Annotated in this window: 16 protein-coding genes; 10 read left to right on the top strand and 6 right to left on the bottom strand. The window is 72.1% G+C overall.

The genetic code is table 11. The features are described 5' to 3' along the window. Nucleotides 1-39: 39 nt before the first annotated feature. The gene (locus M3147_RS04840) at nucleotides 40-483 is read right to left on the bottom strand and encodes an Rv3235 family protein (RefSeq protein ID WP_251202351.1); all 444 of its coding nucleotides are present in this window, start codon (nucleotides 481-483) and stop codon (nucleotides 40-42) included. 178 nt (nucleotides 484-661) lie between these two features. Between M3147_RS04840 and M3147_RS04845 the strand changes: the two genes are divergently transcribed. Further along, on the top strand, nucleotides 662-1,240 hold the full coding sequence (locus tag M3147_RS04845; protein ID WP_251202352.1) for a hypothetical protein: 579 nt from the start codon (nucleotides 662-664) through the stop codon (nucleotides 1,238-1,240). Nucleotides 1,241-1,428: 188 nt separating this feature from the next. Here the strand turns inward: M3147_RS04845 and M3147_RS04850 are convergent, their stop codons facing one another. After that, nucleotides 1,429-1,722 (bottom strand): helix-turn-helix domain-containing protein, encoded by a 294-nt coding sequence (locus tag M3147_RS04850; RefSeq protein ID WP_251202353.1) that lies wholly within the window; start codon nucleotides 1,720-1,722, stop codon nucleotides 1,429-1,431. Nucleotides 1,723-1,886: 164 nt separating this feature from the next. Here M3147_RS04850 and M3147_RS04855 point away from each other — a divergent pair, with 164 nt between their 5' ends. The 4 genes from M3147_RS04855 to bcp all read left to right on the top strand — a co-directional run bounded on the left by M3147_RS04855 (nucleotide 1,887) and on the right by bcp (nucleotide 5,863). Beyond that, the gene (locus tag M3147_RS04855; RefSeq protein ID WP_251202354.1) at nucleotides 1,887-2,495 is read left to right on the top strand and encodes a hypothetical protein; all 609 of its coding nucleotides are present in this window, start codon (nucleotides 1,887-1,889) and stop codon (nucleotides 2,493-2,495) included. Continuing rightward, the gene (locus tag M3147_RS04860) at nucleotides 2,495-3,814 is read left to right on the top strand and encodes an AAA family ATPase (RefSeq protein WP_285873388.1); all 1,320 of its coding nucleotides are present in this window, start codon (nucleotides 2,495-2,497) and stop codon (nucleotides 3,812-3,814) included. The genes M3147_RS04855 and M3147_RS04860 overlap by 1 nt, the downstream gene beginning before the upstream one ends. 3 nt (nucleotides 3,815-3,817) lie before the next feature. Then, nucleotides 3,818-5,311: a sensor histidine kinase gene (locus M3147_RS04865; protein ID WP_251202355.1), complete on the top strand. Its 1,494-nt coding sequence runs from the start codon at nucleotides 3,818-3,820 to the stop codon at nucleotides 5,309-5,311. 75 nt (nucleotides 5,312-5,386) lie between these two features. Continuing rightward, nucleotides 5,387-5,863, top strand: coding sequence for a thioredoxin-dependent thiol peroxidase (gene bcp, locus M3147_RS04870; protein WP_251202356.1), 477 nt, complete (start codon nucleotides 5,387-5,389; stop codon nucleotides 5,861-5,863). A 36-nt stretch (nucleotides 5,864-5,899) separates the two neighbouring features. Here bcp and M3147_RS04875 read toward each other — a convergent pair whose 3' ends face one another. Beyond that, nucleotides 5,900-6,352 carry a hypothetical protein gene (locus M3147_RS04875; RefSeq protein ID WP_251202357.1) on the bottom strand — a complete coding sequence of 151 codons (453 nt, stop codon included), beginning with the start codon at nucleotides 6,350-6,352 and terminating at the stop codon, nucleotides 5,900-5,902. A 235-nt stretch (nucleotides 6,353-6,587) separates the two neighbouring features. Between M3147_RS04875 and M3147_RS04880 the strand changes: the two genes are divergently transcribed. Further along, a complete protein-coding gene (locus tag M3147_RS04880) occupies nucleotides 6,588-6,836 on the top strand; it encodes a WhiB family transcriptional regulator (protein ID WP_055859573.1) in 249 nt (82 codons plus the stop codon). Between the two features lie 66 nt (nucleotides 6,837-6,902). On the opposite strand, the gene rsgA is transcribed toward M3147_RS04880, so the two are convergent. Further along, nucleotides 6,903-7,973 carry a ribosome small subunit-dependent GTPase A gene (gene rsgA, locus M3147_RS04885; protein ID WP_251202358.1) on the bottom strand — a complete coding sequence of 357 codons (1,071 nt, stop codon included), beginning with the start codon at nucleotides 7,971-7,973 and terminating at the stop codon, nucleotides 6,903-6,905. Continuing rightward, nucleotides 7,970-9,331 (bottom strand): 3-phosphoshikimate 1-carboxyvinyltransferase, encoded by a 1,362-nt coding sequence (gene aroA, locus M3147_RS04890; protein WP_251202359.1) that lies wholly within the window; start codon nucleotides 9,329-9,331, stop codon nucleotides 7,970-7,972. Before aroA ends, rsgA begins: the two co-directional genes overlap by 4 nt. A 111-nt stretch (nucleotides 9,332-9,442) precedes the next feature. Between aroA and M3147_RS04895 the strand changes: the two genes are divergently transcribed. From M3147_RS04895 to M3147_RS04905, 3 genes are all read left to right on the top strand, one after another. Next, nucleotides 9,443-10,066: a sigma-70 family RNA polymerase sigma factor gene (locus tag M3147_RS04895; RefSeq protein WP_251202598.1), complete on the top strand. Its 624-nt coding sequence runs from the start codon at nucleotides 9,443-9,445 to the stop codon at nucleotides 10,064-10,066. Beyond that, complete coding sequence (rsrA, locus tag M3147_RS04900) at nucleotides 10,063-10,317, top strand: mycothiol system anti-sigma-R factor (RefSeq protein ID WP_251202360.1); 255 nt, start codon at nucleotides 10,063-10,065, stop codon at nucleotides 10,315-10,317. Before M3147_RS04895 ends, rsrA begins: the two co-directional genes overlap by 4 nt. Before the next feature lie 74 nt (nucleotides 10,318-10,391). Continuing rightward, on the top strand, nucleotides 10,392-12,584 hold the full coding sequence (locus tag M3147_RS04905) for an MMPL family transporter (RefSeq protein WP_251202361.1): 2,193 nt from the start codon (nucleotides 10,392-10,394) through the stop codon (nucleotides 12,582-12,584). Between the two features lie 68 nt (nucleotides 12,585-12,652). Here M3147_RS04905 and M3147_RS04910 read toward each other — a convergent pair whose 3' ends face one another. Further along, nucleotides 12,653-16,468 (bottom strand): multifunctional oxoglutarate decarboxylase/oxoglutarate dehydrogenase thiamine pyrophosphate-binding subunit/dihydrolipoyllysine-residue succinyltransferase subunit, encoded by a 3,816-nt coding sequence (locus tag M3147_RS04910; protein ID WP_251202362.1) that lies wholly within the window; start codon nucleotides 16,466-16,468, stop codon nucleotides 12,653-12,655. Nucleotides 16,469-16,614: 146 nt separating this feature from the next. Between M3147_RS04910 and M3147_RS04915 the strand changes: the two genes are divergently transcribed. Next, entirely contained in the window at nucleotides 16,615-18,054 is a 1,440-nt protein-coding gene (locus tag M3147_RS04915) for a GuaB1 family IMP dehydrogenase-related protein (protein ID WP_251202363.1), read from the top strand. The last annotated feature ends 109 nt before the right edge of the window (nucleotides 18,055-18,163 follow it).

Genomic DNA, 18,163 nt, shown 5'->3' on the forward strand with positions numbered 1-18,163 from the left:
CGGGCTCGACGCGTCCGGACGGAGGCCGGGCGGTGCGGCTCAGAGCACGCCGAGGACCGAGGCCCGCCAACGGGCGTCGAACCCCTCGATGCGGATGACGATGGCACGGGTGCGCGGGCGCTGGTGCACGAGCACCACGGCTTCGACGACGCCGTCGGCGGGCTCGCTGGCTCGGATGGTGCCGATCGCGAACACCGGCCGGTGCGGCCGTGCACCGCGAACACGCCTCGCGCGGGATGCGAGGGCGACGCGCTTCTCGAGCCCGCGATAGACGTCGTCCGTCACCCAGCGCGCCAACTGTTCGAGGTCTCTCGCGCCGGCGAGGGCCTCGACGACGCAGTGCGCGAGGTTCCGAAGCACCGGGATCGGGTCGGGAAGCTCGGCGCGACCGACCGGCTGCGGCCCGAAGAAGTCGTCGCGGTCGAGGGGGCCGGGTTCGTCGAACGCGTCGCCGGCGTGCGCCGGCTCGAAGTGCGGGGCCATCGTGCTCCTGGATCGTGGCGATCGTCGGAGACAGCCCGACGACCGGATCACCCCCGGACGGGGGAGGTGGGGGATCCGTGCTTGAACGCTAAGGCGCGCCTGGAATCCCTGTCAAGCCGAGCGGGCTCCTGTGGAGAGTCGAGGGCGGAGGGTGCCCGCCCAGACTAGGGTCGTCGGCATGCGCTGGGAACGCCTGATCGACGACCTCGCCGCGCAGATCGATCACGAGCAGCGCGAGGAGGAGCGCGCGCTCGCGCTCGAGGAGGAGCGGCACCGGCTCGGCCGGCTGACGTTGCGTGATCGCGTCCGTGCACTGCACGGCGCCGGGCTGCCGGTGCGCTGCGAACTCGTCGACGGGCGGGCGCTCACCCTCGTGCCGGATTCGATCGGCCGAGACTGGCTGGCGGGCAGGGCGGAGGTCCACCTCGGCGCTCGGGTGATCGTGCACTTCCCCGCCGTTGAGGCGATCCTGCCGGTTCGCGACGAGCTCGCGGCGAGTCTCGAGCCGCTTCCGGAGTCGCCGACGGCGCTTGCGGCTCGGATCGGATTCGGCTTCCTGCTGCGGGATCTCGCGCGTCGCCGATCGCCGGTGCTCGTCCATGGCGTCGCGGGTGCCGACTGGCACGGCACCATCGATCGCGTCGGCGCCGACCACGTCGAGCTCGCCCTGCACGCACGCGGAGTGCCGCGCCGCGAGGCTGAGGTCCGGGGCTATCGGCTCGTGCCGTTCGAGCGGATCTCGACGGTCGTGTTCTGAGGCGAGCGCGTTCGATCGGCTCGGCGGGTTCGGCCCATTCGTGGTATCCCGTGATGGACTTGTGCTGGCGCCGTCCTCACGGTCGGCGCCTTCAGCGCCCGGCCCCAGTTCGACTGACGGGTTGGTCGGCTGACGGGTCGGTCGGGTGTCACGCTGGCCGGTGGTCGGCCCGGTCGAGGGGAACCGGCTCAGTCGACCGGGCGGACGCCGCCGCGTCGAACGCCCGAGAACTCGACGACGTTGGCGAACTCGCCCTGATTCCACGCGGTGTGCCGTCGGGTCGCCTCGTACTGCTCGTCGATCCACACTTCGAGCTGCGCCCGCTCGACGCGCCACGGGCCGCGTTCGCCGATGCGGATGGCGGGGAGCTCGCCGGAGCGGATGAGCCCGTCGACGGTGCCCACATCGACGGCGAGCAGCTCCGCCGTGTCGGCGATGGACAGGAATCGCCCGAGCTCGCCGTCGGATCCGGGTGAGGTCATGCCTCGATTATCGACCCGGTGGGCGCGGAAGGCACCCGCTGTGGATAACTCCGGGCGCGGAGTCGCTGCCGTCGCGACGATGGGTGTGCTCGGTCGTCTGCTGGAACGACGCCGAGCGAAGGCGACGCCGAGCCGCGACGGCGAACGAACGAGAGGGAGAACGAATGGGCTGGCGTGGGCGACGGGGCCGGAGCATCGATGTCAGGCTGGTGGTCGGGGTGCTGCTCGTCGTCGGGTCCGTCGTCGGCGTCTGGGCGATCGTCGGTGGGCTCGACCGTTCGGTCGAGGTCTACGCGGCTCGCGACACGATCACCGCGGGCTCGAAGCTCGACCACGACGATCTCCAGGTGGTCCGCGTCGTGCTGGGCGAGCGTGCGGCGCACTACCTCTCGGTCGAGTCCGACCCGGCGGCCGACGCGGTGCTCGCGCGCACGGTCGGGCCGGGCGAGCTCGTTCCGCTCGCCGCCGTCGACGAGGTCGGCGATGCGACCACCGCGGCCGTGGTGGTCGCGAGCCGCGGGGCGCTGGCGGCGGCCGTCCAGCCCGGCGCCATGGTCGATGTCTGGGCGGCCGACGCGGTCGACCGAGGCTTCGCCCCGCCGGTGGTGCTCGTGCCCGGTGCGGAGGTCGCCTCGGTACGGCACCCCGATGGGCCCGGCGCCGACGGCCCGCTCGTCGAGTTGCGGATCGATCGCGAGCGCGTGCCGCTCCTGCTCGAAGCGCTCGCCTCCGGCGACACGATCGACCTCGTGCCCGCGCGGCCGGCCGACTGATGGCCCGGCTCGCCGTCGCGCTCGGGCGCGAGTTGGAGCACCGGCTGCTTCCGGACGCGGTCGAACACGGCCATCGCGTGGTCGCGCGCGTCGGCGCCTGGCCGGAGCTGCTCGTCGCCCTGCGCGAGTGCGCGCCGGAAGTGGTCCTCGTCGGCGCCGGTGCGCTCACGTTCGATCGGGAGCTTCTGAGCGCGTGCGATGCCGCCGGCGTCCGCGTCATCGCGATCGCGGACGATGACCGCGAGCGCGCGGCGGCGCGCGCCGCCGGGCTGCTCGAGGTCCTCGGGCCGGCGGTCGCGTGGTCCGATCTCGAGCCGGTCGTCGCGGGCACGGCTCCGACGCCCCCGCCTCCCCTCCCGAGCACGGCGCGCACGATTGCCGTCTGGGGGCCGTCCGGAGCGCCGGGGCGTACGACGATCGCCGTCAACCTCGCGGCCGAGCTCGCGGCCGCCGGCCGGCGCGTCGTGCTCGTCGACGCCGACCCGTACGGTGGAGCGGTGGCCCTCGCGCTCGGGCTGCTCGACGAGACCCCCGGGTTCGCCGCCGCGTGCCGGCTGGCCGGCATGGGGGCGCTCGACCGATCCGAACGCGAGCGGCTGGCGCAGCGATGCACGACGAGCGGTGCGGAGTTCGAGGTGTTCACGGGGCTCATCGGGCCGGCGCGCTGGCCTGAGCTCGGCGCGGAGCGGGTGGCCTCCGCCGTCGCCTCGATCGCGGAGCACGCCGACGCGGTGGTCATCGACACGGGCTTCAGCCTCGAGCGCGACGAGGAGCTCACGAGCGACCAGTTCGCGCCGCGGCGAAACGCCGCGACCTTCGCCGCGCTCGAGGCGGCCGATCGGGTGCTCGCCGTCGGGCTCGCCGACCCGCTCGGCCTCGGTCGGCTGCTCCGCGGCTGCGTCGAGCTCGCCGAGCTGGTCGACCCCGCGCAGCTCGACGTGATCGTGAACCGGGTGCGGCAGGGCGCACTCGGGGTGGGGGCGTACGCCCAGGTGCGAGCGACCCTGCAGCGGCTCGGCGGCATCGAGCGGGCCTGGCTCCTCCCGCACGACGGCCGAGGCGCGGATGCCGCGATCCTCCGGGCGCGGGCGCTTCGCGATGCGGCGCCGCGTTCGCCGCTGGCGACGGCGATCCGGGAGTACGCGGCGGAGCGGTTCCCCGCTCCACCCGGGACCATCGGCACCGACGGGGGCGGGGCGACCGGGCCCCGGTCGGGCGCCGCCCGGACGGGACGCCCGGCGCCCGAGTCCTCGGGTTCCGGCATCCGTGGAACGCGTCTCCTCGATCGCGTGCGACGCCGCCCGCCGCACTACGCTTGAGCTGTGTCGACCCTCAGTGAACTCGTCCTCGCCCAGGGCCGCAGCAGTCAGGCCGACGTCGACTGGCTGCACATGCTCGTCGGCGACCTGCAGCTGCTCGCCGATCTCGCCTTCGCGGACATCGTGCTGTGGGTGCCGTCCGGCGACGACGACTTCGTCGCGGTCGCGCACTCGCGTCCGTCGAGCGCCGCGACGCTCTTCTACCGCGACTTCGTCGGTCAGCGCATCAAGCCGCAGTGGCGGGAGCTCGTCACGCAGGCGTACTCGGGCGCGCAGATCGTCGATTCCTCCGCTCCCGACTGGTACGAGGAGATGCCGACCAGGGTTCGCGCCGTCCCCGTCATGCGACGGCTCGCCGAGGCGAGCACCGCCGTGGCCCCCGAGCCGGTCGCCGTGATCACCCGCCACACGAACCTGGGCGCGACCCGGACCCCGAGCCGGCAGGAGCTGACGTTCAACGACTGCGCCGGCGAGCTGTTCCAGATGATCGCCTCCGGTGACTTCCCCGATCTGGGGGCGCCGACCGGGCCGCGCCGCGGTGCGCCCCGCGCCTCCGACGGGCTCATCCGGCTCGACGTCGACGGCATCACCACCTTCGCGAGCCCGAACGCCCTCTCGGCGTTCAACCGCATGGGCTTCGACGACGAGCTGGAGGGCGAGTCGCTCGCCGACGTCACCACCCGCCTGCTCGCCGGCAAGCTGGTCGTCGACGAGTCGCTGCCGCTCGTCGTGACCGGCCGCGCCCCCTGGCGAACCGACGTGGAGTCCCGGGGGGTCACCGTCTCCCTGCGAGCCATCCCGATCCGCCGCACGGGCGAGCGCATCGGCGCGATCGTGCTCACGCGCGACGTCACCGAACTCCGCCACCAGGAGCAGGAGCTCATCACGAAGGACGCGACCATCCGGGAGATCCACCACCGGGTGAAGAACAACCTGCAGACGGTGGCGTCGCTGCTGCGCATCCAGGCGCGGCGCACCCACTCCGACGAGGCGCGCGAGGCGCTCACGCAGGCGATGCGCCGGGTCGGCGCGATCGCGGTCGTGCACGACACACTGTCGACCGGTCTCTCGCAGAACGTCGACTTCGACGAGGTCTTCGACCGGGCGCTGCTGCTCGTCGCCGAGGTCGCCGCGGCGCACAACACGACGGCGCACCCGAAGCGTTCGGGGAGTTTCGGCGTCCTGCCGAGCGAGTACGCGACCCCCCTCGCGCTGGCACTGACCGAGCTCGTCACCAACGCGGTCGAGCACGGGCTCGCGGGCCGCGTCGGCGAGGTCGAGGTGGTGGCCGACCGATCCGACCAGGTGCTGACCGTGCAGGTCCGTGACACCGGTTCGGGGCTGCCGGAGGGGCGGGTCGGCGAGGGGCTCGGCACGCAGATCGTGCGCACCCTCATCCAGGGCGAGCTCGGCGGGACGATCGACTGGCACACCGTCGTCGGAACCGGCACCGAGGTGACCATCGAGGTGCCGATGCGCTGGATCGCCCCGGCCTGAGCGGGCGCGCGGGCGGTCGGCGCACTCCGGGCCGGTCGGGGGACTCGCGCCTCGGGGCGGCCTACCATGGTCGGTATGAACGATGCACGACTCGCCCCCGGCGATCTCGCCCCCGACTTCACGCTCGACGACCAGGACGGCACTCCCGTGACGCTCTCGTCGCTCCGCGGCGGCAAGGTGGTGCTCTACTTCTATCCCGAGGCGATGACCCCGGGCTGCACCACCGAGGCGTGCGACTTCCGTGACAGCCTCAACTCGTTCAAGGCCGCGGGCATCCGTGTGCTCGGCGTCTCCAAGGACGAGGTCGAGAAGCTGAAGCGCTTCGCCGAGCGCGACCGACTGAACTTCACCCTGCTCGCCGACCCGGATCTCGCGGTCCAGCAGGCCTACGGCGTCTGGGGCGAGAAGTCGCTCTACGGCAAGATCGTCGTCGGCTCGATCCGTTCCACCTTCGTGGTCGACGAGGACGGCCGCATCGCGAAGGCCTTCTACAACGTGAAGGCCACCGGGCACGTCGCCCGGATCCGCCGCGAGCTCGGCCTCGACGGCTGACCCATCGCCGCACACCGCCGGGGCGGTGCCGGGCGCTCAGTGCTCCGGTGCCGCCCCGGCGTTCCCGTAGGCGCGGCGCACCGACGGCGCGAGCATCAGCACGACGACGACGATCGCCGGGATGAGGAGCGCCCACCCGAGATCGGGCCTGGCGAAAAAGCCCTGGAAGGCGCCGGCCGCGACGGAGACCTGGAGCACCTGCCAGACGATGGCGCCGGCCCTCGACCAGCCGGCACGGCGGATCGAGGCGACCGCCACGGCGGCGGTGAAGACGGCGCCGATCGCGACGAGCACGACGAGTGCGACGGCGGTCGCGTAGGACGACGGCGCGAGCGTGAAGAGATCGACGACGAGCCAGATCAGCACGCCCGCCACGGCGAGCGCCTCGAGCACGAGCAGCACGTTCACGATCGCGAGTGCCGCGCGGGGGACTCCCTGATCAGCGGGCGGTTCCTCGGCTGAGGCGGGGCGGTCGGAGCTCTGATTCACAGCGATATCCCATACACGGCTATTGATTCGACCCCGTCGCTATGCCACGATTTACAAGGCCGAGTTGATGCTCACAGGGTGGTGAGCCGATCAATCATGATCCTACTTCCCGAGACTTGGCTTTCCCCCCGCAACACCGCCACCGAGTTCGTGCGTACGCGAGTACGTCCGAACGAATTGGCCGCGCGAGAGCGCGCGAGCGTGACTGCGACGAGTAGCAACAAGGAGCATCTCCATGGATTGGCGCGACAAAGCCGCCTGCCTCACCGCCGACCCCGAACTGTTCTTCCCGGTGGGGAACACTGGTCCGGCCGTCGACCAGATCGAGAAGGCGAAGGCCGTCTGCGCCCGTTGCACGGTCACCGAGATCTGCCTGCAGTACGCCCTCGAGACCGGTCAGGACTCGGGCGTCTGGGGTGGCCTCAGCGAAGACGAGCGCCGCGCTCTGAAGCGCCGCGCCGCGCGCGCCCGCCGCGCCGGCTGACCACCGCACCACGACCTCCATCGAGCCGAGGCCGGACGACACCACCCCGTCCGGTGCTCGGCTCGATCAGTGTCCGCCGCGATCGGCGGCGCCCGGTGCGGTCGAGAACGTCTCGAGCAGCCGCTGCAGCGAGTCCAGCCGGGCCCGCCCGGTCTCGTCGAGCTCGCCGTCCGCGGCCGCGTCGTTGAGCGCGCAATCCGGGGCGTCGGGCAGGTGGGTGCATCCCCTCGGACAGCGTTCCGCGATCTCGGCGAGGTCGGTGAACGAGCGCAGGATGTTCGCGGGGTCGACATGGCCGAGGCCGAACGAGCGCACGCCGGGGGTGTCGATGACCCAGCCGTCGCCCTCCGCGGCCTCGAGGCGGAGCGAGACCGTCGACGATGAGGTGTGCCGGCCGCGCCCGGTGACGTCGTTCACGCGGCCGGTGGCGCGCTCCGCGCTCGGCACCAGGGCGTTCACGAGCGTCGACTTGCCGACGCCGGAGTGTCCGACGAAGACCGTGCGGTGCCCCACGAGCGCCGCGCGGATCTCGTCGAGCGGCATGTCCTCGGCGGCCGAGCGGAACACCGGCAAGTCGAGCCCGGCGAAGCTCTGCAGGAAGGGCTCGGGGTCGGCGAGGTCGGTCTTGGTGATGCAGAGGAGCGGGGTGATGCCGGCGTCGTAGGCGGCGACCAGGTAGCGGTCGACGAGCCGGGTGCGCGGTTCCGGGTTCGCTGCGGCGACGACGACGAGCATCTGGTCGGCGTTCGCCACGATGATGCGCTCGACGGCGTCGGTGTCGTCGGCGCTCCGCCGCAGGAGGCTCGTGCGCTCGCCGATCCGGACGATGCGGGCGAGGGTGCCGTCGGCACCCGTCGTATCGCCGACGACGTCGACGAGGTCGCCCGTCACGACGGACTTCCGCTTCAGCTCGCGCGCGCGTGCCGCGGTGACCTCGCGCTCGTCCGGGCCGCCCTCGTCGACCAGCACCGCGTACCGGCCCCGGTCGACTCCGAGCACGCGACCCTGCACGGCGTCGGCGTGCTCCGGGCGCTGCTTCGTGCGCGGGCGGCTGCCACGGCGGCTCGGACGCACCCGGATGTCGGACTCGTCGAACTCGGGCTCGTCGTCCTCGTCGTCGGCGTCCCACCAGCTCATCGCAGCAGCCCGCCCCAGAGCTCGGGGAACTGCGGCAGCGTCTTGCCCGTCGAGGCGATGTCGTCGATGATGACGCCCGGCACGGCGAGGCCGACGATGGCGCCCGTCGTCGCCATGCGGTGATCGGCGTAGGCGCGCCATCCGCCCTCGTGCAGCGGTGCCGGCTCGATGCGGAGCCCGTCGTCGAGTTCGGTGACGCGGCCGCCGAGGCCGTTCAGCTCCGCCGCGAGCGCAGCGAGCCGGTCGGTCTCGTGATGGCGGATGTGACCGATGCCGGTGAACGTCGAGGGGCCGTCGGCGAACGCCGCGATCGCGACGAGGTTCGGTACCAGCTCGCCCGCCTCGCCTAGATCGAGGTCGACGGCGCGGATGCCGCCGGCGGCCGCGCCGACGGCCCGGACGGTGAGGCGGTCGCCGGTGCGCTCGACCTCGGCGCCGAAGCGCGGCAGCAGGGTCTCGAGCTGCGCGCCGACCTGCGTGGTGGTCTCCGGCCATCCTGAGACCGTCACCTCGCCGCCGGCGACGAGCGCGGCCGCGAGGAACGGCGCGGCGTTCGAGAGATCCGGTTCGATCTCGACGTCGGTGGCGGCGATGGCGCCGGGCGCGACGATCCAGCGGCCGGGCTCCGGCGACTCGACGACGACGCCCCGGCGCGCGAGCGCCGCGACCGTCATCTCGATGTGCGGCATGCTCGGCAGCCGCTCGCCGGTGTGCCGGAGGTCGAGGCCCTGCTCGAAACGCGGGGCGGACAGCAGCAGTCCGGAGACGAACTGGCTCGAGGCCGAGGCGTCGATCTCCAGCACGCCCCCGGCGATGCGGCCCGTGCCGTGCACGGTGAACGGGAGGGCGCCGCGGCGGTCGTCGTCGAGGTCGACGCCGAGGCCCTTGAGGCCGTCGATGACGCCGGACATCGGCCGCCGCCTGGCGGCCTCGTCGCCGTCGAAGGTGGTCGGGCCGAGCGCCAGTGCGGCCACGGGCGGCACGAAGCGCATGACCGTGCCGGCGAGGCCGCAGTCGACCGTCGTCGATCCGAGGAGCTCCTCGGCGGGCGTCACCCGCAGGTCGTCGCCGAATCCGCCGCGGCCGGGCAGACGCTCGAAACCGACGCCGAGGGCGGAGAGCGCCTCGACCATGAGCTCGCTGTCGCGGGACCAGAGGGGCGCGCGCAGCACGGACGGCCCGTCGGCGAGGGCGGCGAGCACGAGCTCCCGGTTCGTCAGCGACTTCGAGCCCGGCACGGACACGGTCGCGTGCAGCGGCCGGCTCGCGGTGGGCGCGAGCCAGCCCGGGTCGGGCTCGGTCCGGCGGGCGTCGCCGTACGGGTCGAACTCGGGCTCGGAATATGGCGTGATCTGCATCGGTTATCAACAGTAGCGTCCGTGCGGGCGCGGGAGGAGAGGGTGCAGGTGAGCCTCGCACTGCTGGAGCGGACGGCGGCCGAACAGGTCGACGATCTAGGATGGCCGGTGATGACCGGTGATGAGATCGACGAGCCCAAGGTCGAGGCCGAGCGCCCGCTGGGCGAGCTGTTCGAGGAGCAGGCGCTGCCCTTCATCGATCAGCTGTACGCCGCCGCGCTGCGGATGACCAAGAACCCCGCCGACGCGCAAGACCTCGTGCAGGAGACCTTCGTGAAGGCCTACGCCGCCTTCGCCCAGTTCAAGCAGGGCACGAACCTCAAGGCCTGGCTGTACCGCATCCTCACGAACACCTTCATCAACACGTACCGCAAGAAGCAGCGGGAGCCGTACCAGGGCACGATCGACGAGCTCGAGGACTGGCAGCTCGGCGGCGCCGAGTCGACGACGGCCGCGACGAGCCGCTCCGCCGAGGCGGAGGCGATCGACCACCTGCCCGACAGCGCAGTGAAAGACGCCCTGCAGGCACTCCCGGAGGACTTCCGTCTGGCGGTCTACTTCGCCGACGTCGAGGGTTTCTCCTACCAGGAGATCGCCGACATGATGAACACCCCGATCGGGACCGTGATGAGCCGCCTGCACCGTGGCCGGCGGATGCTTCGCGAGTCCCTCGCCGACTACGCCCTCGAGCAGGGCATCCGGTCGGCGGCCAACCCCACCAGGAGCAAGAAATGAACGACTGCGGCTGCGAGAAGGCGCGGGCCGAGCTCGAGGAGTACCTGCACAACGAGCTCTGCAGCGAGGATGCCGCCGACATCCGGGCGCACATGGAGAACTGCCCCGAGTGCTCCGGCGAGCTGAAGGTCGGCATCACCATCACCGAGGTCGTGCAGCGGGCGTGCCGCGAGAGCGCGCCCGACGAGCTGCGCACCGTCGTGCTCACGCGGATCCGCGAGATCCAGGCGCACGCCGTCTTCGCTGACTAGTCCGGCGGTCCGGGCGCGGCCAACCTTTCGATGGACGCGCCGCGGCCGGCGTCCGGCCTAACGTCGAGAGCATCATGAACGATGCACACCTTCGACCCGCCCGTTCCGGAGTGCCGCGCTGGCTCCGCGTGCTGCTCCCCGCCGTCCTGATCCTGCTCTGGACGGCGGCGTTCGGCATCGGCGGGGCCTCGTTCGGCGCCATCTCCGAGGTGCAGACGAACGACCAGACCCAGTTCCTCCCCGCGAGCGCCGAGGCCACCGAGGTCCACGCGCTCGAGGAGGGGTTCCGCACCGGCGACGAGGTCCCCGCGATCGTCGTCTACGCGAGCGAGGACGGCGCGAAGCTCGACCCTGCGGCGCTCGCTGAGATCGACGACGTCCGCGGGCTCGTGGCCGGCGTGCAGGGCGCGGGGGAGACCTCGCCGGTCATCCCCTCGGAGGACGGCGCCGCGGCCCAGTTCGTCGTCCCGGTCGACTCCGCAGCGGATGGCGGCGTCGACGAAGTGGTCGGCGAGGTGCGGGACCTCGTCGCCGAGCATCCCGTCGACGGCGCCACGAGCGCCGTGACCGGGCCGGCGGGGTTCACCGCCGACCTCGTCGCCGCCTTCGCCGGCATCGACGGCCTGCTGCTCGCCGTCGCGCTCGCCGCGGTGTTCATCATCCTGGTCGTCGTCTACCGCTCGCTCCTGCTGCCGTTCATCGTGCTCTTCACGAGCCTCTCGGCGCTCTGCGCCTCGGTGTTCGTCGTCGTCGCGCTCGCGCGCAGCGGAGCGATCCTGCTGAGCGGTCAGACGCAGGGCATCCTGTTCATCCTCGTCATCGGGGCGGCGACCGACTACGCCCTGCTGTACACGGCGCGCTACCGGGAGGCCCTCGAAGCGTCGCCGGGCAAGTGGGCGGCGACGCTGACCGCGCTCCGCCGCGCCTGGGAGCCGATCGTCGCCTCGGGCGGCACGGTGATCGCCGGGCTCCTGATCCTGCTGTTCAGCGAGCTCAACTCAAACAAGGCCCTCGGGCCGGTCGCGGCCATCGGCATCGTCGCGGCGATCCTCGCCGCGCTCACCCTGTTGCCGGCACTCCTCCTCTGGGCCGGTCGCACGGCATTCTGGCCGCGGAGGCTCCACCGACCGGATGCCTCGAGCATCGGTGGGGCGGCGGAGCCCGAGCTGCCCGCCACCGGGCTCTGGGCGAAGCTGGCGGGGCTCGTGGGCCGCCGCCCCCGCCTCGTCTGGGTGCTCTCCGTGCTGCTGCTCGCCGGCCTCTCGCTCGGGCTCGCGAGGCTCGACGCCGACGGGGTGCCCTCGAGCGAGTTCGTGCTCGGGCAGTCCGAGGCCCGCGACGGGCAGGAGCTCCTCGCCGAGCACTTCCCGGGCGGCTCCGGCGCGCCCGCCGCGATCGTCGGCCCGGAGGACGAGCTGCAGGCGATGGCCGACACCGCGCTCGCGACGGACGGCGTGGCGAGTGTCGCCGTCGTCTCGGCGGACTCCCCGTCGGGCACCGCGCCGGTGACGGCCGACGGCATCGGCGCGTTCGGCCCGCCCGGAACGCCGGCGCCGGAGCCCACGGTCGTCGACGGCCGGGTGCTGCTGCAGGCGACCCTCGACGACGCGCCCGACTCGGCGGCCGCCGAGCACACCGTCCGGGCGCTGCGCGACGCGCTCGACGCGGTGTCGGCCGACGCGCTCGTCGGCGGCCCCACGGCCGTCGCCCTCGACACGAACGACGCCGCGATCGCCGACCGGACGCTGATCATCCCGCTCGTGCTCGCCGCGATCCTCCTGATCCTGATGCTGCTGCTGCGCGCCATCGTGGCGCCACTGCTGCTCATCGCGAGCGTCGTGCTGTCCTACACGGCGGCCCTCGGTGTCTCGGCCTGGGTGTTCGAGGGGATCTTCCGCTTCCCCGGGGCCGACCCGAGCGTGCCGCTGTTCGGCTTCGTGTTCCTCGTGGCGCTCGGGGTGGACTACAACATCTTCCTGATGACCCGCGTGCGCGAGGAGTCCCTGCGCTTCGGGGCGCGCGAGGGCGTGCTGCGGGGGCTCCGCCTGACCGGCGGGGTGATCACCTCGGCGGGGCTCGTGCTCGCGGCGACGTTCGCGGCGCTCGGGGTGCTGCCGATCCTCTTCCTCGCGCAGATCTCCTTCATCGTGGCGTTCGGGGTGCTGCTCGACACCTTCCTCGTGCGGACGCTGCTCGTGCCGGCGCTCGCCTACGATCTCGGCCGGTCGATCTGGTGGCCGTCGAAGCTCGCCCGCGGGCGGCGCTGACCGCGCACGCGAACGCCGAAGGGCGCGGATGCCTCGGCATCCGCGCCCTTCGGCGTTCGTCGCTCGTGTTACAGCGTCAGCGCGCGCCGCACCAGCTCGCTCTGCTCCGCCGCGTGACGTTTCGCGGATCCGGTCGCCGGCGAAGCGGCGGCCGCCCGCGAGACGATCTGCACCTCGCGCGGCCCGAGCTTGTTCGTCTCGATGATGAAGTACGGCCAGGCGCCCTGGTTCTCCGGCTCGTCCTGCGCCCAGACCAGCTCGGCGTTCGGGTAGGAGTCGGCGACCGCCTTCAGCTCGCCGGCGGGCAGCGGGTACAGCTGCTCGAGGCGGACGAGGGCGATCTCGGGGTTCGGCGACTTCTCGAGCTCGGCCGCGAGGTCGTAGTAGAGCTTGCCCGACATGAACACGACCCGCTTCACGGCCGCCTTGTCGGTGATGCGCGCATCGTCGATCACCGGTTCGAAGCGACCCTGGGTGAAGTCGGCCACCTCGCTCGTCGCGCCGCGCAGGCGCAGCATCGCCTTCGGCGTGAACACCACGAGCGGCTTGCGCGGCCGTGCGTACGCCTGACGGCGCAGCAGGTGGAAGTACGAGGCCGGCGTCGAGGGACGGGCGACCGTCATGTTGTTCTCGGCGCAGAGCTGGAGGTACCGCTCGATGCGGGCGCTCGAGTGGTCGGGGCCCTGTCCCTCGTAGCCGTGGGGGAGCAGCAGCACGACGCTCGAGCGCTGACCCCACTTCTGCTCGGCGGAGGAGATGAACTCGTCGATGATGGTCTGCGCACCGTTGGCGAAATCGCCGAACTGTGCCTCCCAGGCCACGAGCGTGTCCGGCCGCTCGACCGAGTAGCCGTACTCGAAGCCCATCGCCGCGTACTCGCTCAGCAGCGAGTCGTAGACGTAGAAGCGGCCCTGGTTCTCGGCGAGGTTCATGAGCGGCAGCCACTCCTGGCCGTTCACCCGGTCGTGCATGACCGCGTGGCGCTGCACGAAGGTGCCACGGCGGGCATCCTGACCGGCGAGGCGCACCGGGGTGCCCTCGAGCAGGAGCGAGCCGAAGGCGAGCAGCTCGCCGAAGCCCCAGTCGATCTTGCCGTTCCGGCTCATGTCGACGCGCTTCTGGAGCAGCTGCTGGATCTTCGGGTGCACGGTGAAGCCGTCGGGCTTGTTGCCGAACGCGTCGCCGACGGCGTGCACGACCTCGAGCGCGACGCCGGTGGTCTCGAGCTCGCCGCTGGCGGGCTCGGGCTCGGCCACCGACTCGGTGGCGCCGATCACCGGGATGGCGCCGGTCTGCGCGGCGTGCGTCTCCGCGAAGGCGCGCTCGAGGCGGTCCTGGAAGTCGCGGTGCGCGTTCTCGTACTCCTCCTCGGTGATGTCGCCGCGGCCGACGAGCGCCTCGGTGTAGAGCTTGCGCACGCTGCGCTTCGCCTCGATGAGGTTGTACATGAGCGGCTGCGTCATCGAGGGGTCGTCGCCCTCGTTGTGCCCGCGGCGGCGGTAGCAGATGAGGTCGACGACGACGTCGCGCTTGAACTCCTGGCGGTAGCGGAACGCGAGCTCCGCGACCCGCACGACGGCCTCGGGGTCGTCGCCGTTCACGTGGAAGATCGGCGCCTGGATCGTCTTCGCCACATCGGTCGAGTAGATCGACGAGCGGGCGTCGCCCGGCACGGTGGTGAAGCCGACCTGGTTGTTGATGTTGACGTGGATCGTGCCGCCCGTGCGGTAGCCGCGCAGCTGCGACATCTGCATGGTCTCCACCACCACGCCCTGGCCGGCCATCGCCGCGTCGCCGTGGACGAGGATCGGCAGGGTCGAGAAGGTGCCGATGGGCTTGCGGTCCTGCTTCGCGCGGACGATGCCCTCGAGCACACCGTCGACGGCCTCGAGGTGCGAGGGGTTCGCGGCGAGCGAGACGGGAACCTGCTGGCCGCCGTCGGCGATGAAGGTGCCCTCGGTGCCGAGGTGGTACTTCACGTCGCCCGAGCCCTGCCCGGCGGTCGCGCCCTCGAACTCGCGGAACACCTGGCCGTACGTCTTGCCGGCGATGTTCGTGAGCACGTTGAGCCGGCCGCGGTGGGCCATGCCGATCGCGACCTCGTCCATGCCCGCCTTGGCGGCGCCCTGGAGGATCTCGTCGAGCAGGGCGATGACCGACTCGCCGCCCTCGAGGCTGAAGCGCTTCTGGCCGACGTACTTCGTCTGCAGGAAGGTCTCGAACGCCTCGGCCTCGTTCAGCTTGCCGAGGATGCGCATCTGCTCGTCGTGGGTCGGCTTCTCGTACGGCCGCTCGACCTCGTTCTGGATCCAGGCGCGCTGCACCGGGTCCTGGATGTGCATGTACTCGATGCCGATGGTGCGGCAGTAGGAGTCGCGGAGGACGCCGAGGATGTCGCGGAGCAGCGCCTTGCGCCGGTCGCCGAAGCCGCCCGTCACGAACTCGCGGTCGAGGTCCCAGAAGGTGAGGCCGTGGCTCGCGATGTCGAGGTCGGGGTGGGTGCGCTGCACGTACTCGAGCGGGTCGGTGTCGGCCATCATGTGGCCGCGCACGCGGAACGCGTTGATGAGTTCCTGCACCCGCGCGGTCTTGTCGATCGCGCTCGCGACGTCGACCGCGATGTCGGGGGCCCAGCGGATGGGCTCGTACGGCAGCCGCAGCGCGGCGAAGATGCCCTCGTAGAAGCCGCGCTGGCCGATGAGGAGCTCGTGCACCTTCTTCAGGAACTCGCCCGAGCCGGCGCCCTGGATCACCCGGTGGTCGTAGGTCGAGGTGAGCGTGATCGTCTTGCCGATGGCCAGGTTCGCGAGGGTCTTCTCGCTCGCGCCCTGGAACTCGGCGGGGTACTCGAGGGCGCCGGCGCCGATGATGCAGCCCTGGCCCTTCATGAGCCGGGGCACCGAGTGCACCGTGCCGATGCCGCCCGGGTTCGTGAGCGAGATCGTGCCGCCCTGGAAGTCGTCGGCCTTGAGCTTGTTCTGACGCGCCCGCGACACCAGGTCTTCGTAGGCGGCGAGGTACTCGTTGAAGGTCATCGTCTCGGCGCGCTTGATGGCCGGGACGAGGAGGGCACGGGTGCCGTCGGGCTTCGGGAGGTCGATCGCGATGCCGAGGCCCACGTGCGCGGGCTTCACGAGCGACGGCTTGCCCTCGACCTCGGCATAGAACACGTTCTGGCTCGGGAACTCCTTCAGCGCCTGGATCAGGGCCCAGCCGATGAGGTGGGTGAAGCTGATCTTGCCGCCGCGGGTGCGCCGCAGGTGGTTGTTGATCACGATGCGGTTGTCGATCATGAGCTTCGCGGGCACGGTGCGCACGCTCGTCGCGGTGGGGACGGTGAGCGAGGCGTCCATGTTGGCCGCGAGGGTCTTCGGCATGCCCTTGAGGGTGACCACCTCGTCTTCGCGCTCGGAGGCGACGACGGGCTGCGGGCTCGTCACCGGCACATCGGCCGGGACCGGCTCGGAACGCGGCGCCCGGGAGGTGGTGCGGGCGGCCGGGGTCTGCCCGATGACGGGCGTCGGGGTGGTCGGCGTCGGCACGGCGCCGTTCGCCGAGCCGTCGGCCGATTGCGGCGCCGTCTGGGCCGCCTGGGCCGCTTGGGCTGGTTGGGCCGGTTGAGCCGCTTGGGTGGCGCCCTGGGTCGCCTGGGCGGCCGGTGCCGTCGGCGCGGCGGATGCCTCGGCCGCGGGTGCGGGGGCGGCGGCGGCGCTCTCGGCCGTCTTGGACCGGTGGTAGTGCTCCAGCACCGGCCGCCAGGTCTCGTCGACCGAATCGGGGTCGGCGAGGTACTTCTCGTACATCTCGTCGACGAGCCATTCGTTGGCTCCGAATTCGCCCGACGCCGTCTCTTCGGCACCCGCCCCGGTCAATTGGCTCGACACAGCCTCTCGCCCACTCTCTCCGTTGATGAAAGGATTCCGCGGAGATCGGACCGGCCGCGCTCGCGACCGCGCCCCGATCACCCACCCAAGCCTAAACCCGTTGCGACCCGGCCGAGGACCCCACGCCTGGCAGTAGCGTGGGAGCCATGGAGTTCTATCGCACGGCGCCGACGCACGACCTGACGTACTCCGACGTGTTCCTCGTCCCGAGCCGCTCCGGAGTTCCGAGCCGGCTCGACGTCTCGCTCGCCCCCGACGACGGCTCGGGCGGCTCGATCCCCATCGTCTCGGCGAACATGAACTCGATCACGGGTCCGCGCCTCGCCGCCACGCTCGCCCGTCGCGGCGGCATCGGCGTGCTGCCGCAGGACCTCCACCTGCAAGACCTGGCGGAGTCCATCCGCTGGGTCAAGGCGCAATCGCCGAGCTTCGACATCCCGCACCGCTTCTCACCCGACCAGACGGTGGCCGACGCGCTCGTCGCCCTCCCCGCGGCGGCCGGCCACGGCCTCGTGCTCGAGGACGAGCACGGCGGGTTCCGCGGCTGCATCCCGGCCGAGCGGCTCGCCACGGCGCTGTCCGACGCGCGGCTCGGCGATCTCGTGCACGGGGGCAGTCCCGCGCTCGACGCCGAGGACGTCGACACGGCGCGGCGCGCCTTCGACCTGATGGTGGAGGCGGAGCTCGAGTTCGCCCCGGTGCTCCGGCACGGGAAGGTGGTCGGCACGCTCAGTCGGCGCAGCGCCCTCCGCGGCACGATCTACGAGGCGAACGTCGACGGCGACGGGCGGCTCCGGGTCGCCGCGGCGGTCGGCATCAACGGCGACGTCGAGGCGAAGGCGCGTGCGCTCGCCGCCGCCGGGGTCGACATGCTCGTCCTCGACACCGCGCACGGGCACCAGGAGGGCATGGTCGCGGCAGTGCGCCGGGTCCGCGACCTCGAGCTCGGCCTGCCGATCGTCGCGGGCAACGTGGTCACCGAGCAGGCCGTGGCCGATCTCGTCGGGGCCGGGGCCGACGTGCTGAAGGTCGGCGTCGGACCGGGCGCGATGTGCACCACCCGGATGATGACCGCCGTCGGGCGGCCGCAGTTCTCCGCCGTGCTCGAGACGGCCGAGGCCGCGACGGCGCTGGGTGCGAAGGTCTGGGCGGACGGGGGCGTGCGCTACCCGCGCGACGTCGCGCTCGCGCTCGCGGCGGGGGCGGCGTCCGTGATGATCGGCTCGTGGTTCGCGGGCACCATCGAGGCGCCCGGCGTGCTGCGCTCGGACGCGGACGGCCGCTTGTACAAGGAGAGCTGGGGGATGGCCTCCACGAAGGCCGTCCGCGAGCGCTTCGACCGGCTGTCGCCGTACGAGCTGGCGCGCAAGGAGCTCTTCGCCGAGGGCATCTCCTCCTCGGCGATCTACCTCGACCCGCTCCGTCCCTCGCTCGAGGACCTGCTCGACATGATCACGTCCGGCGTGCGCAGCTCCTTCACGTACGCGGGCGCGCGTTCGCTGGCGGAGTTCCGGGATCGGGCGCTCGTCGGCATCCAGTCGGCGGCCGGATACGAAGAGGGCAAGGCGCTGCCAGTCAGCTGGTGACGGATGCGGCGGCTTCCCAGTCTCCGGGCGGGACGCCGCCGATATACTGGGCGGACCATGGACGAACCTCCTTCTGCGACCCCGCCCGGCCATAGACCCTCGCCCGTGA

Origin of the sequence: Agromyces mediolanus, from assembly GCF_023715325.1 — a bacterium.
GTDB classification, from domain to species: Bacteria; Actinomycetota; Actinomycetes; order Actinomycetales; family Microbacteriaceae; genus Agromyces; species Agromyces mediolanus_A.